13 protein-coding genes are annotated in these 13,893 nt (G+C 73.6%); 11 read left to right on the forward strand and 2 right to left on the reverse strand.

The genetic code is table 11. From position 1 onward, the window contains the following. Positions 1-71: 71 nt before the first annotated feature. From ACWFNE_RS19885 to ACWFNE_RS19930, 10 genes are all read left to right on the forward strand, one after another. Positions 72-560 carry a cell division protein SepF gene (locus tag ACWFNE_RS19885; protein ID WP_452124154.1) on the forward strand — a complete coding sequence of 163 codons (489 nt, stop codon included), beginning with the start codon at positions 72-74 and terminating at the stop codon, positions 558-560. A gap of 3 nt (positions 561-563) precedes the next feature. After that, a complete protein-coding gene (locus tag ACWFNE_RS19890) occupies positions 564-848 on the forward strand; it encodes a YggT family protein (RefSeq protein ID WP_452124155.1) in 285 nt (94 codons plus the stop codon). 177 nt (positions 849-1,025) lie between these two features. After that, the gene (locus ACWFNE_RS19895) at positions 1,026-1,700 is read left to right on the forward strand and encodes a DivIVA domain-containing protein (protein WP_412870340.1); all 675 of its coding nucleotides are present in this window, start codon (positions 1,026-1,028) and stop codon (positions 1,698-1,700) included. 116 nt (positions 1,701-1,816) lie between these two features. Continuing rightward, entirely contained in the window at positions 1,817-2,272 is a 456-nt protein-coding gene (locus tag ACWFNE_RS19900) for a TraR/DksA family transcriptional regulator (protein ID WP_396126392.1), read from the forward strand. Positions 2,273-2,294: 22 nt separating this feature from the next. Continuing rightward, positions 2,295-2,975, forward strand: coding sequence for a signal peptidase II (gene lspA / locus ACWFNE_RS19905; RefSeq protein ID WP_452124156.1), 681 nt, complete (start codon positions 2,295-2,297; stop codon positions 2,973-2,975). Further along, positions 2,968-3,906 carry an RluA family pseudouridine synthase gene (locus tag ACWFNE_RS19910; RefSeq protein WP_452124157.1) on the forward strand — a complete coding sequence of 313 codons (939 nt, stop codon included), beginning with the start codon at positions 2,968-2,970 and terminating at the stop codon, positions 3,904-3,906. Before lspA ends, ACWFNE_RS19910 begins: the two co-directional genes overlap by 8 nt. A 173-nt stretch (positions 3,907-4,079) precedes the next feature. Continuing rightward, positions 4,080-7,616, forward strand: coding sequence for a DNA polymerase III subunit alpha (dnaE, locus tag ACWFNE_RS19915; protein WP_452124158.1), 3,537 nt, complete (start codon positions 4,080-4,082; stop codon positions 7,614-7,616). A 106-nt stretch (positions 7,617-7,722) separates the two neighbouring features. After that, entirely contained in the window at positions 7,723-8,076 is a 354-nt protein-coding gene (locus ACWFNE_RS19920; RefSeq protein WP_452124201.1) for an ArsR/SmtB family transcription factor, read from the forward strand. Beyond that, complete coding sequence (locus tag ACWFNE_RS19925) at positions 8,073-8,972, forward strand: SRPBCC family protein (RefSeq protein WP_452124159.1); 900 nt, start codon at positions 8,073-8,075, stop codon at positions 8,970-8,972. Before ACWFNE_RS19920 ends, ACWFNE_RS19925 begins: the two co-directional genes overlap by 4 nt. Before the next feature lie 11 nt (positions 8,973-8,983). Beyond that, positions 8,984-9,373: a pyridoxamine 5'-phosphate oxidase family protein gene (locus ACWFNE_RS19930; protein WP_452124160.1), complete on the forward strand. Its 390-nt coding sequence runs from the start codon at positions 8,984-8,986 to the stop codon at positions 9,371-9,373. A gap of 38 nt (positions 9,374-9,411) precedes the next feature. On the opposite strand, the gene ACWFNE_RS19935 is transcribed toward ACWFNE_RS19930, so the two are convergent. Continuing rightward, positions 9,412-9,660: an RNA-binding S4 domain-containing protein gene (locus ACWFNE_RS19935; protein ID WP_452124161.1), complete on the reverse strand. Its 249-nt coding sequence runs from the start codon at positions 9,658-9,660 to the stop codon at positions 9,412-9,414. Positions 9,661-9,733: 73 nt separating this feature from the next. Between ACWFNE_RS19935 and hisD the strand changes: the two genes are divergently transcribed. Continuing rightward, on the forward strand, positions 9,734-11,056 hold the full coding sequence (gene hisD / locus ACWFNE_RS19940; RefSeq protein WP_452124162.1) for a histidinol dehydrogenase: 1,323 nt from the start codon (positions 9,734-9,736) through the stop codon (positions 11,054-11,056). Between the two features lie 295 nt (positions 11,057-11,351). Here the strand turns inward: hisD and ACWFNE_RS19945 are convergent, their stop codons facing one another. Then, positions 11,352-13,604, reverse strand: coding sequence for a DEAD/DEAH box helicase (locus tag ACWFNE_RS19945; RefSeq protein ID WP_452124163.1), 2,253 nt, complete (start codon positions 13,602-13,604; stop codon positions 11,352-11,354). Positions 13,605-13,893: the final 289 nt, after the last annotated feature.

A 13,893-nucleotide genomic window follows, 5' to 3' on the forward strand; every position in this document is an offset into this window, starting at 1 on the left:
GTCCACGATCCTCCGACGTTGCTAGCGTGAAAGTCGCTGGACAGATCAGTTCGGGGGATGGGGAGACCGCGATGGCCGGAGCACTGCGCAAGACGATGCTGTACCTCGGCCTCGCCGACGACCGGGGCGAGCACGAGGAGTACGTCGACGAGTACGACGACCTGGAGGCCGACGTGGCGCACGAGTACGAGGCCCAGGTGACACCGCTGCACCGCCCGACGGCGACGCGGTCGGTGGCACCCGCGCACGACGTGCACCCGGAGACGGGTGACCTGCGCCGGATCACGACGATCCACCCGCGCTCGTACAACGACGCGCGCAAGATCGGTGAGGCGTTCCGTGAGGGGACGCCCGTGATCATGAACCTCTCGGACATGGACGAGGCGGACGCCAAGCGGCTCGTCGACTTCTCCGCCGGCCTCATCTTCGGGCTGCACGGCGCGATCGAGCGGGTCACCAACAAGGTGTTCCTGCTGTCGCCCGCGCACGTCGAGGTGACCGGCGAGGAGCAGCCCGCGCCTGTCGAGCCGGTCCGCACCGGCTTCTTCAACCAGAGCTGACGCGTGTCCCTCGTCGCGGACCTGCTGTACCTCGTCGTCTTCGTCTTCGTCCTCCTGCTCCTGATCCGGCTCGTGCTGGACTGGGTGCAGTTCTTCGCGCGCGAGTGGCGGCCGCGCGGCATCGCGCTCGTCGTGGCGGAGGCGACCTACACGGTCACCGACCCGCCGCTGCGCGCGCTGCGGCGCATCCTGCCCCCGCTGACCATCGGCACCGTGCGCCTGGACCTCGCGTTCCTGGTCCTCATGCTCGCGTGCTACGTCCTCATGGCCGTCCTCAGCCGCATCTGACCACGTCGGGCCCGCCGCGTGTCCGGTTCGTCCGGTTCGTGCGCGACCCGAGCGACCGCACGTCCCGGGTGGGCGTGGCGGGTCGCGTGCTCGTCCCGCAATGTCCGCTACCGTGAGCCGAGGCGGTCGGTGGACTGCCCACCGGCTTGACCAAGTGCGACCGAAGAGGTGACGACGATGGCACTGCTGACCGCAGACGACGTCCTGAACAAGAAGTTCCAGGCGACCAAGTTCAGAGAGGGGTACGACCAGGACGAGGTCGACGACTTCCTCGACGAGGTCGTCAACACCCTCCGGGACCTCCAGGGCGAGAACGACGACCTCAAGACGAAGCTCGCGGCGGCCGAGCGCCGGATCGCGGAGCTGAGCCGCGCAGGTGCGCAGCAGGCGGCCCCCGCGCCGAAGCCGCTGCCCGAGCCCGAGCCCGAGCGTCAGGTCGTCGCCGCGCCGATCGCCCCCGCGCCCGTGGCCGTCGCCCCGGTCCAGCAGGGCCGGCCCAACGAGCCCGAGTCCGCGACGGGGATGCTCGCCCTCGCGCAGAAGCTGCACGACGACTACGTGCGCAGCGGTCAGGAGGAGAGCGACCGGCTCATCTCCGAGGCCAAGTCGCAGGGCGCCCGGATCGTGCGCGAGGCCGAGGAGACGTCGGCCCGCACGCTCGGTCAGCTCGAGCAGGAGCGGTCCCTGCTGGAGCGGAAGATCGACGAGCTCCGGGTCTTCGAGCGCGACTACCGCACGCGCCTCAAGAGCTACCTCGAGAACCTGCTCGGGGACCTCGACAACCGCGGCTCGGCGCTCCCGCCGCGCAGTGGTCAGAACGCCCAGCCGGTGGGCGAGGGTCGCACCCTCTGACCAGCAGCTCTGCCCACAGCACACCACGTCCGGTCCGTCGACCGGCGTGGTGTGTTGTGCGTGCTGACTCGGGCGCATAGTCTCGCGTGACTCACAACGAGAGGGTGCTCGTGGCCATCAAGGACTCGGTCGGCACGACGACCGCATCGCACGACTTTCCGGACCTCGCCAAGGCGGTCCGCGGCTTCCCGGTCCGTGACGGCGAGAAGCCCTGGACCGCTCGTGAGGTGCAGGCGGTCGCCGACGAGCTGATCGGCGACGTCGACCGGCTGACCGCGGAGCTCAGCGCCGCGGACGCCGAGCTGTCGGACCTCCTGCGCAACTCGGGTGACGGCGCGGGCGACGACCAGGCCGACTCCGGGTCGAGCGCGCTGGAGCGCGAGCAGGAGCTCACGCTCGTCAACAACACGCGCGACCTCCTGACCCAGTCGAGCCACGCGCTCGCGCGCATCTCCGCCGGCACGTTCGGCACGTGCGAGTCGTGCGGCAAGGCGATCGGCAAGGCCCGCGTGCAGGCGTTCCCGCGCGCGTCCCTGTGCGTCGAGTGCAAGCAGCGCGAGGAGCGTCGCTGACGCGCCCGTAGACTCGTCCTCGATGTCCACGACGCCCGAGGTAGAGCCGACCCCTGACCGCACCGACCCGGCCCACCGGCGTCGGCTGCTCGTGCTGCTCTCGAGCCTGACGGTCGGGGTCCTCGCGCTCGACCAGCTGACCAAGGTCGTCGCCCTGCGCGAGCTGAGCGAGACCGAGCGGATCCCGCTCCTCGGGGACCTGCTGGGTCTGCGCCTGGTGTTCAACCCGGGTGCGGCGCTGTCGATCGCGAACGGCCAGACGTGGCTGCTGACGGTCGTCGCGACCGTCGTGGTCGTGGTCGTGGTCCGTGCTTCGCGCCGGCTCGGGTCCCGCGGCTGGGCGGTCGCGTTCGGCCTCCTGCTGGGCGGTGCGCTCGGGAACCTGGTGGACCGGTTCTTCCGTGAGCCGGGCGTCGCACGCGGGCACGTCGTCGACTTCATCGCGTACGGGAACGTCTTCGTCGGCAACGTCGCCGACATCGCGATCGTCGGCGCCGCGGGGCTGATCATGCTGCTCGCGGTGCGCGGCATCGCGCTCGACGGGACGCGCGAGAACGCCGCGCCCGAGCCGGAGACGGTCGAGACCAACCCCGCCCGCGTGGACGGTCCGGCGGCGACGCCCGGGAGGCCTGCCGACGGGACCCACGCCGCACCCGCGGCAGCCGCCGGCCCGCTCGACGGTCCCGTGCGCACCGATGGCTGAGACGCGCTCGCTCCCGGTCCCGGACGGGCTCGCCGGTGAGCGGGTCGACGCCGCCCTGGCGCGGCTGCTCGGCTTCTCTCGCACCCGCGCCGCCGAGCTCGCGGGCGCCGGAGCCGTCCGGGTCGACGGGCGCGAGGCGGGCAAGTCCGAGCGGCTGCACGCCGGGTCGTGGCTCGAGGTCGAGATCCCCGACGAGCGTGCGGCCGCCGCCGTCGAGGTCGTCCCCGAGCCGGTCCCCGGCATGCGCATCGTGCACGACGACGACGACCTCGTGGTCGTGGACAAGCCGGTCGGCGTCGCGGCGCACCCCTCGCCGGGGTGGGAGGGCCCGACGGTCGTGGGCGCGCTCGCCGCCGCCGGGTACCGGATCTCGACGTCGGGTGCCGCCGAGCGCCAGGGCATCGTGCACCGGCTCGACGCCGGGACCTCGGGCCTCATGGTCGTCGCGAAGAGCGAGTACGCGTACACGGTGCTCAAGCGGGCGTTCAAGGAGCGCACGGTCGAGAAGGTCTACCACGCGCTCGTGCAGGGTCACCCGGAGCCGACCACCGGCACGATCGACGCCCCGATCGGCCGGCACCCCAGCTCCGACTGGAAGTTCGCCGTCGTCGCGGACGGCAAGCCGTCGGTGACCCACTACGAGGTGCTCGAGATGCTGCCCTCGGCGTCGCTGGTGGAGGTGCACCTCGAGACCGGGCGCACGCACCAGATCCGGGTGCACTTCGCGGCGCTGCGCCACCCGTGCGTGGGGGACCTCACGTACGGCGCCGACCCGACGCTCGCGGCCCGCACCGGGCTGACGCGGCAGTGGCTGCACGCGATGCGCCTCGGCTTCGAGCACCCGACGAGCGGCACCTGGCTCGGGCTCGCGAGCTCCTACCCGGACGACCTCGCACGCGCGCTCGACCTCCTCGGCGACGGGTTCCGCTGACCCCCGCGCCGGGCCTGGAGCGGCGAAGGACCCCGTCGTCCCGCGACACGCCGGGTCGACACGCCGGGGGCCGCGAGGGCGCCGGCACGGGCGGGACGGCTGTGCCCGAGGCCACCCGCCGACACGCTCGCGACCCGCCGGAGGTGTCGGCGGGACGACCTAGGATGGCCCGCATGGCTTCTGGAGGATCTGACTTCGTCCACCTCCACGCACACACCGAGTTCTCGATGCTCGACGGTGCGGCCCGCGTCGAGGACCTCTTCACCGAGGCCGAACGGCTGGGCCAGACGGCCATGGCGATCACCGACCACGGCTACCTGTTCGGCGCGTTCGACTTCTGGTCGCGCGCCAAGGCGCACGGCATCAAGCCGATCATCGGCATCGAGGCGTACCTGACGCCCGGGACCAGCCGGTTCGACCAGACGCGCGTGCGGTGGGGCGAGGCGCACCAGGCGAGCGACGACGTGTCGGCGCGCGGCGCCTACACGCACATGACCATCCTGTCCCGGACCACCGAGGGCATGCACAACCTGTTCCGGCTGGGCTCCCTCGCGTCGCTCGAGGGCCAGATGGGCAAGTGGCCGCGCATGGACCGCGAGCTGCTGAGCCGCTACTCGACGGGCCTCATCGCGACGACGGGCTGCCCGTCGGGCGAGGTGCAGACGCGCCTGCGGCTCGGGCAGTTCGACGAGGCCGTGCGGGCCGCGGGCGAGTTCCAGGACATCTTCGGCAAGGAGTTCTTCTACGTCGAGCTGATGGACCACGGGCTCGAGATCGAGCAGCGGGTCATCAAGGACCTGCGCCGGCTCGCCGAGGTCATCGACGCCCCGCTCGTCGCGACGAACGACCTGCACTACACGCGCCACGAGGACAGCCACGCCCACGAGGTGCTGCTGTGCGTCCAGTCGGGCTCGACGCTCGCGGACCCCGACCGGTTCAAGTTCGACACCGACGAGTTCTACCTGTGGTCCGGCGAGGAGATGCGGCGCAGGTGGGCCGAGCTCCCGGAGGCGTGCGACAACACGCTGCGCATCGCGGAGCAGTGCGAGGTCGAGTTCAACACCAACGCCAACTACATGCCGAACTTCCCGGTGCCCGCCGGCGAGGACGAGCAGTCGTGGTTCATCAAGGAGGTCGAGTCGGGCCTCCAGCGCCGGTACAAGGGCGCGATCCCGGACGACGTCCGCAAGCAGGCCGACTACGAGACCGGCGTCATCACGCAGCTCGGGTTCTCCGGCTACTTCCTCGTCGTTGCCGACTTCATCAACTGGGCGAAGGACCAGGGCATCCGCGTCGGCCCGGGGCGTGGCTCGGCGGCCGGCTCGATGGCCTCGTACGCGATGGGCATCACCGAGCTCGACCCCCTCGAGCACGGCCTGATCTTCGAGCGGTTCCTCAACCCCGAGCGCGTCTCGTGGCCCGACGTCGACGTCGACTTCGACGAGCGCCGGCGCGGTGAGGTCATCCGGTACGTGACCGAGAAGTACGGCGAGGACCGCGTCGCACAGATCGTCACCTACGGCACGATCAAGGCGAAGCAGGCCCTCAAGGACGCCTCGCGCGTGCTGGGCTTCCCCTTCGCGATGGGGGAGAAGCTCACCAAGGCGATGCCGCCCGCGGTCATGGGCAAGGACATCTCGCTCAAGGGGATCTACAACCCGGACGACCCGCGGTACGCCGAGGCCGAAGAGTTCCGCCAGGTCGTGCAGGCGGACCCCGAGGCGCAGCGCGTCCTGGAGACCGCGCGCGGGCTCGAGAACCTCAAGCGCCAGTGGGGCGTGCACGCGGCCGGCGTCATCATGTCGAGCGAGCCGCTGCTCGACATCATCCCGATCATGCGCCGCCCGCAGGACGGCGCGATCATCACGCAGTTCGACCAGCCGTCCTCCGAGGCGCTCGGCCTGATCAAGATGGACTTCCTCGGGCTGCGCAACCTCACGATCCTCGACGACGCGCTCGAGAACATCGAGATGAACGGCAAGGACCCGATCCTCATCGAGGAGGTCGCGCTCGACGACCCGCCGACGTACGAGCTGCTCGGCCGCGGCGACACGCTCGGGGTGTTCCAGCTCGACGGCGGCCCGATGCGGTCCCTGCTGCGGCAGATGCGCCCCGACAACTTCGAGGACATCTCGGCCGTCATCGCGCTCTACCGCCCGGGTCCGATGGGCATGAACTCGCACATCAACTACGCGCTGCGCAAGAACGGCCTGCAGCAGATCGAGCCGATCCACCCCGAGCTGGCCGAGCCGCTCGAGGAGGTCGTGGGCATCACGCACGGCCTGATCGTGTACCAGGAGCAGGTCCAGCGTGCCGCGCAGAAGCTCGCCGGCTACACGCTCGGCCAGGCCGACCTGCTGCGCCGCGCGATGGGCAAGAAGAAGAAGGAGGTGCTCGACAAGGAGTTCATCCCGTTCCAGGCCGGGTGCCGCGAGCGGGGCTACTCCGACAAGGCGATCCAGGCGGTGTGGGACGTGCTGGTCCCGTTCGCCGGCTACGCGTTCAACAAGGCGCACTCCGCGGCGTACGGCGTCGTGTCGTACTGGACGGCGTTCCTCAAGGCGAACTACCCGACCGAGTACATGGCGGCGCTCCTCACGAGCGTCCGCGACGACAAGGACAAGTCGGCGCTGTACCTCGGCGAGTGCCGGCGCATGGGCATCACGGTTCTGCCGCCCGACGTGAACTCCTCGTCGGCCAACTTCACCGCCGTGGGCGTGGACATCCGCTTCGGCCTGACGGCGGTGCGCAACGTCGGCGCGAACGTCGTCGACGCGATCGTGCGTACCCGTGAGGAGAAGGGCGCGTTCACGTCCTTCACCGACTTCCTCGACAAGGTGCCGGCGGTCGTCTGCAACAAGCGGACCATCGAGTCGCTCATCAAGGCCGGTGCGTTCGACTCGCTCGGCCACGCGCGGCGGGCTCTGCTGCTCGTGCACGAGCAGGCGGTCGACTCGGTCATCGGCGTCAAGCGCAAGGAGGCCGAGGGGCAGTTCGACCTGTTCGCGGACCTCGGCGGCGACGACGAGGGTCCCGGCTTCTCGGTCGTGATCCCGGACCTGCCGGACTGGGACAAGAAGCAGAGGCTGCAGTTCGAGCGCGAGATGCTCGGGCTCTACGTCTCGGACCACCCGCTCTCCGGGCTCGAGCACGTGCTCGCCGCCGCGGCGGACGTGTCGATCGCGACGCTCAACGCCGACGAGGCGCGCCCGGACGGCTCGACGGTCGTGGTCGCCGGCCTGGTCACGTCGCTGCAGCGGAAGATGTCGAAGCAGGGCAACCCGTGGGCCGCGGTCACGCTCGAGGACATGGAGGGCGCCGTCGAGATCATGTTCTTCGGCGAGACGTACCTCGCGTACTCGACCGCGCTCGCCGAGGACGCCGTCGTGGTCGTGCGCGGCCGGGTGCGGCGCCGGGACGAGACGATGCAGCTCCAGGCGATGGAGGTGTCGATCCCGGACGTGTCCGCGGCGGCGGACTCCCCGGTCGTCCTGACGCTCCCCGTCGCGCGGTGCACGGCTCCCGTCGTGGAGCGGCTGCGCGAGGTGCTCTCGACGCACCCCGGCGTCACGGAGGTGCACCTGCGGCTCACGAGCCCTGGGCGAGCGACGGTCATGCGGCTCGACGAGGGGCTGCGCGTCGAGCGGTCGCCGTCGCTGTTCGGGGACCTCAAGGCGTTGCTGGGCCCGAGCTGCCTCGCGACGCCCTGAGGCGGCGCGGCTGACGCGACGGGGCCGGGGCGACTCCAGCTGCGGGCGATGATGCATGACTGTTGCGTTATATAACGCGCGGTGAAATAGTCGGGTCGTGCAGACGATGGACGCGCTCGGCGACCCGGTCCGGCGACGGCTCGTCGAGCTCCTCGCGGACGGTGAACGCACCGCGGGCGAGCTCGCGGCCGCCGTCGGCGCGGAGTTCGGCGTGAGCCAGCCCGGCGCATCCCGCCACCTGCGCGTCCTGCGCGAGGCCGGCGTCGTCGAGTCCGTCGTCGACGGCCAGCGCCGCCTGTACTCGGTGCGCGCCGAGTCGCTCACCGAGGTCGAGCACTGGGTCCGCCGGGTCCGCCGCTTCTGGGACCAGCGGCTCGATGCGCTCGAGACGGAGGTCGCGCGCGGCCTGCGGCAGACCCGGAGCGCGGACCCGACCCACCCTCAGGAGGCACGGCCATGACCTCACGCATGATCGACGAGCTCGGACTGCTCACCGCCGAGGGGCGCGAGGCGCAGGTGCGGTTCGAGCGGACCCTCGCCGCCCCGCCCGAGGAGGTGTGGACGGCGCTGACCGACCCGGAGCGCGTCGCGCGCTGGCTCGGCCGGCTCAGCGGGGACCTGCGCGTCGGCGGCGCGTACGCGCTGGACATGGGCGACGACGGCAGCTCCGGCGCCTCCGACGAGCGCGCGACCGGTGAGGTGCTGGCGTGCGAGCCGCCCACGCGGGTGCTGCTCACGTGGAGCTTCCCGGGGGAGGACCCGAGCGAGGTCGAGGCGCGCGTCGAGCCGCGCGGTGGGGGATCGGTCCTGCACGTCGAGCACCGGCGGCTGAGCCGCGGGGCGGCGCGGGGCTACGGTGCCGGCTGGCACGCGTTCCTCGACCACCTCGGGCTGCTCCTGGTCGGGCGCGAGGACGAGTGGACGGACCGGTTCGACGACCTGCTGCCCACGTACCGGCGGCTCCTCGCCGCGGTCGGCCCCGTGCACGTCGAGGCGACCGATGACCGGCTGGTCTCCGCAGACCCGGCGGCGACGGCCGAGTTCCTCGGCGCATGGCTCGGGTGGACCGAGGGCGGAGCGGCACCCGGCCGGCCCGTGCTGCACGGCGTGCCGGGCCGCGCCGGGCTCGCCGTCGTCGAGCGCGACCCCGCGACGGATGACGCGCCCGCGGACGTGACCCTGACCTGGGCCGACGTCGAGTCGCTGCGCGAGTCCCTCGTCAGCGCGGTCGGCTCCGGCGGCCGGCTCGCCGCGGGGGAGCCGGGCGACGTCGGGGCCGACGGCGCCGAGCTCGTGTGCCCGGGCCAGGTCCGGCTCCGCGTGCGTGCCGAGGCGGGCGGCGCGCCCGGCGCCTAGACTCGCGCCTCGTGCTCGCACTGACCCCGGACCAGCTCGCGTTCGTCACCGAACGGCACCTGGCGACGCTCTCGACGCTGCGGCCCGACGGGTCGCCGCACGTCGTGCCGGTCGGCTTCACGTGGGACGCCGGGCGCGGGCGCGTCCGCGTGACGACCAAGATCACGTCGGTCAAGGCCCGTCACGTCGCCGGCAGCGAGGGGCCGGTGCGGGCCGCGGTGTGCCAGCTGGACGGGCGTCGGTGGCTCACGCTCGAGGGCGAGATCACGCTCTCGCGCGACCCCGGCGAGATCGCCGAGGCGGTCGAGGCGTACGCGGTGCGGTACCGGCCCCGGCCCTTCCAGCCCGAGCGCGTCGTGCTGCACCTCGCGGTCGACCGGGTGCTCGGGTCGGTCCGCTAGGACGGCCACCGCCCGTCCTGCACGCTGCGGCGACGTTCTCAGCCGACGACGGCGGTCGACGGCCCTGCGGGCAGGTCGACGACGACCACGTCCCCCGTGCGCAGCTGACGGCCGCGGCGCTGCTCGGGCTCGCCGTTGACGGTGACGACCTCGTCGTCGAGCAGCTCGCGCGCGTGCGCGCCGGAGTCGGCGAGCCCGGCCAGCTTGAGGAACTGGCCGAGGCGGATGCTCTCATCGGCGATGGCGACGACCTCGGGCGGCGGACCGGCGGGCTCACGTGTGCTCATGCGCCCATCCTCCCCGCTCGCGTACCGCCGGACGACGAGGGGCCGCGCGCGTCCGGATCACTACACTCGAGACGTGATCTCCCGGATCGACCTGCGCGGTCGCACCCTGTCCCGTCGCGAGCTGCTCGACACCCTCCCGCGTGCGGCGGTGGACGTCGAGACCGCCGCCGTCACCGTGGCGCCGATCCTCGCGGACGTCCGCGCGCACGGAGCCGCGGCGCTGCGCGACCTCGCCGAGCGGTTCGACGGCGTGCGGCCGGTGCACCTGCGCGTGCCCGCCGAGGCGATCCGTGCGGCGGTCGAGGGGCTCGACCCCGACGTCCGCGCCGCGATCGACGAGACGATCGTCCGGGTCCGGACCGTGCACGCCGCGCAGCGACCGGCGGACTTCACGGTCGACCTCGGCCCGGGTGCGCAGGTGCGCCAGCGCTGGCTGCCGGTGCGCCGCGTCGGTCTGTACGTGCCGGGCGGCCTCGCGGTGTACCCGTCGTCGGTGATCATGAACGTCGTCGCCGCCCAGGAGGCCGGTGTCGGCTCGCTCGCCGTCGCGTCGCCGCCGCAGAAGGACTCGGGCGGGCTGCCGAACGCGACGATCCTCGCGACGTGCGCGCTGCTCGGGGTCGACGAGGTCTACGCGGTCGGCGGGGCGCAGGCGGTCGGGATGTTCGCCTACGGGGCGGACGGCACCGACGAGGTCGACGGTGCCGTGCTGTGCGAGCCCGTCGACGTCGTCACCGGACCGGGCAACGTCTACGTCGCCGCGGCCAAGCGGCTCGTGCGCGGCGTCGTCGGCATCGACTCGGAGGCCGGGCCGACGGAGATCGCGATCCTCGCCGACGGCACCGCGGACGCCGTGCACGTCGCGGCCGACCTCATCTCGCAGGCCGAGCACGACCCGCTCGCGGCCGCCGTGCTCGTGACGCCGTCGGCGGAGCTGGCCGGGGCCGTCGCGGCCAAGCTGGGGGACCGGGCGCCGAGCACGCCCCACGCCGCACGCGTCCTGACCTCGCTGTCCGGTCCGCAGTCCGCGATCGTGCTCGTCGACGACCTCGACGCGGGCCTCGAGGTGGTCAACGCGTACGGCGCGGAGCACCTCGAGATCCAGACGGCCGACGCGGCGGCGGTCGCCGACCGCGTGACGAGCGCCGGGGCGATCTTCGTCGGGCCGTACTCGCCGGTCTCGCTCGGGGACTACATGGCGGGGTCGAACCACGTCCTGCCGACCGGCGGCTGCGCGCACTTCACGAGCGGGCTCGGTGTGCACTCGTTCCTGCGCGCCGTGCAGGTCATCGAGTACGACGCGACCGCGCTCGACGAGGTCGCGGACCGCATCGTGGCGTTCGCCGAGGCCGAGGGCCTGCCCGCGCACGGCGAGGCGGTCCGCGCGCGCTTCTGAGCCGCGCCGGCGCGCAAGCGGAGAGCGGCGTCGTCCGGCCCGGCCAGTGCGCGTCGTCGGCCGGGTAGCCCCCGCCGCGTCGGAACTTCCGGCCCGGACCACGCGTGTCGTCGGCCGTGTAGCCCTCGCCGCGTCGGGGGCCGTCGAGCCGGGATGCGGCCGAGCCCGGCACCGCGGCACCGCCCGCGCCGCACCCGGCACCGCGGCACCGCCCGCGCCGAGCCCGGCACCGCGGCACAGCCCGCGCCGCACCCGCCAGCGCCACATCCGGCACCGAGGCGCGCGCGGCAGTGCGTCAGCCGACGGCGAGGACGAACGGGTGGACCGCGTCGGCGCCGGCCTCACGCAGCAGGCGCGCCGCGACCGTGAGCGTCCAGCCGGAGTCCGTCCGGTCGTCCACGAGCAGGACCGCGCGCCCGGGCAGGCCGGCGGCCGCCGCGGGGGACAGGTCGAGCTCGAGCCGGCGCGCGACACCCGCGAGCCGCTGCGCGGAGTTCACGTCGTGCCGACCGGGGGGCACGCCGTCGGCCGGCCGCACCACGCCCACGACGGGGACGCCGAGGTGCCGGGCGACCCCCTCGGCGAGGTGGCGCACGAGGGCCGGGCGCGTCGCCGACTCGACGAGGACGACACCCGCGGGGGTGGGGTCCGGGTGCCACGCGTCGAGGACCTCGACCACCGGGCGGCGCAGCGGGACGGGCAGCCCGTCGTTGCACCCGCCGTGCTCGCCGTCCGCATCCGGATCGGCGCCGGGCCCGCCCGCGGGCGCGAACAGGTCCCGCAGCAGCCCGCCCCACCCGATGCCGTCGAGCCGTGCGACGGCGCGTCCGGCCGACGCCTGCACCCCGGGGGCGATCCGCCCGCTGAGCTCGACGCCGAGCGCCGCCATGCCGGACGGCCACATCTTCCGGGGCTCGACCTCGACGCCCGGGACCGCGAGGCGCTCGCGGGCCGCCTCGACCTCGGCCTCGTCGGGCGCGACCCCCGCGCTCGCACCACCGCACACGTCGCACCGGCCGCACCGCCACGCCTCGCCCTCGGGCCCGCTGAGCTCCGGGTCGTCGAGCGCACGTCGCAGGAACGCCATGCGGCAGGTCTCGCCGCGCACGTACTCGACCATCGACTCCTGCTCGGCGGCCCGGGCGGCGGCGACGCGCTCGTACCGCTCGGCGTCGTACTCCCACGGCTCGCCCGTCGACTGCCAGCCGCCCGTGACCCGCCGCACGGCGCCGTCGACGTCCAGCACCTTGAGCATGAGCTCGAGGCGGTTGCGTCGCAGCGACACGTGCGTCTCGAGCGCGGCGGTCGAGAGCGTGCCGTGCGCCTCGAGCGCGGCGAGCGTCGCCCGAACCTCCTGGGCGGGCGGGAACGCCATCGACGCGAAGTAGTCCCAGATCGCGCGGTCCTCCCGGCCGGGCAGCAGGACGACCTCGGCGTGGTCCGTCGCGCGGCCGGCGCGCCCGACCTGCTGGTAGTAGGCGATCGGCGACGCGGGCGCTCCGAGGTGCACGACGAACGCGAGGTCGCCCTTGTCGAAGCCCATCCCGAGCGCCGACGTCGCGACGAGCGCCTTGACCCGGTTCGCGAGCAGGTCCGCCTCGGCGGCCTCGCGCTCGGTGGGGTCGGTCTGCCCGGTGTACGCGCGCACGTCGAGCCCGCTCGCGCGCAGGTGCTCCGTGACCTGCTGCGCCGCCGCGACCGTGAGGCAGTAGACGATGCCGGACCCGTCGACGCGCGGGAGGTTGTGCGCGAGCCAGGCGAGCTGCGCGGAGGTGTCGGGCAGGCGGGCGACCGTCAGGTGCAGGCTCTCGCGGTCGAGCGGCCCGCGCAGCACCAGCACGTCCTCGAGCCCGGAGGTCTCGGCGCCGTCCCCGGCGCCGGGACCGCGCACGGCGAGCTGCTCCGCGACGTCGCCGGTCACGCGCGCGTTCGCCGTCGCGGTCGTCGCAAGCACCGGGATGCCGGCCGGGAGGTCGGCGAGCAGCGTGCGGATGCGCCGGTAGTCGGGCCGGAAGTCGTGGCCCCAGTCGGAGATGCAGTGCGCCTCGTCGATCACGACGAGCCCGGCGTCGGCCGCGAGCCGGGGCAGGACGGTGTCGCGGAACGACGGGTTGTTGAGCCGCTCGGGCGAGACGAGCAGCACGTCGACCTCGCCGGCGGCGACGCGCTCGTGCACGGCGTCCCACTCGGTCACGTTCGCGGAGTTGATCGTCTCGGCGCGGATCCCGGCCCGCGCCGCCGCGGCGACCTGGTTGCGCATGAGCGCGAGCAGCGGCGAGACGATGACGGTCGGCCCCGAGGGCTCGCCGCCGCCGGCGCCCGCGCGCAGCAGCGCGGTGGCGACGAAGTACACCGCCGACTTGCCCCACCCGGTGCGCTGCACGACGAGCGCGCGACGCCGGTCCGCGACGAGCGCCTCGACCGCGACCCACTGGTCCTCGCGGAGCACCGCGTCCTCCCGGCCGACCAGCGCCCGCAGCGCCCGCTCCGCGTCCTCGCGCAGCGCCGCTCGGTCGACGTCGGGCAGGGTCGTCGCACGAGGGGTCATGCGCTCGATCGTAGGTCGCGCCTCGGACACGGCGTCCGTCGGGCCGGCCCGTCCGGTGGGGCGTCCCGTCCAGCGGGGTGCCCCGGTCACGGGCGCGGTCCCCGTCCCCGGCCGGCACGCTCGGCTCCGACCGGCGCGCCGGCAGCGCTCGCGGCACGGGGTTCGTGGTCCGCTCGTCGCGCGTTCACCTTCCGCCGCCCGTGCGCCCGTGCGCCCGTCCGTCCGTCCGTCCGCCCGTCGTCCGTGCGTCCGCCCGCCGCCTGCCCGTCCGTTCGTCGTCCGCCCGCCG

The sequence above is a fragment of the Cellulomonas sp. NPDC055163 genome (assembly GCF_053607065.1).

Coding starts and splice junctions, on each gene's coding strand:
- ACWFNE_RS19925 (WP_452124159.1), top strand. CDS start 8,073: ATGACCTCACGCATGATCGACGAGCTCGGACTGCTCACCGCCGAGGGG.
- ACWFNE_RS19945 (WP_452124163.1), bottom strand. CDS start 13,604: ATGACCCCTCGTGCGACGACCCTGCCCGACGTCGACCGAGCGGCGCTG.
- ACWFNE_RS19885 (WP_452124154.1), top strand. CDS start 72: ATGGCCGGAGCACTGCGCAAGACGATGCTGTACCTCGGCCTCGCCGAC.
- ACWFNE_RS19935 (WP_452124161.1), bottom strand. CDS start 9,660: ATGAGCACACGTGAGCCCGCCGGTCCGCCGCCCGAGGTCGTCGCCATC.
- ACWFNE_RS19920 (WP_452124201.1), top strand. CDS start 7,723: ATGGACGCGCTCGGCGACCCGGTCCGGCGACGGCTCGTCGAGCTCCTC.
- lspA (WP_452124156.1), top strand. CDS start 2,295: ATGTCCACGACGCCCGAGGTAGAGCCGACCCCTGACCGCACCGACCCG.
- dnaE (WP_452124158.1), top strand. CDS start 4,080: ATGGCTTCTGGAGGATCTGACTTCGTCCACCTCCACGCACACACCGAG.
- ACWFNE_RS19910 (WP_452124157.1), top strand. CDS start 2,968: ATGGCTGAGACGCGCTCGCTCCCGGTCCCGGACGGGCTCGCCGGTGAG.
- ACWFNE_RS19895 (WP_412870340.1), top strand. CDS start 1,026: ATGGCACTGCTGACCGCAGACGACGTCCTGAACAAGAAGTTCCAGGCG.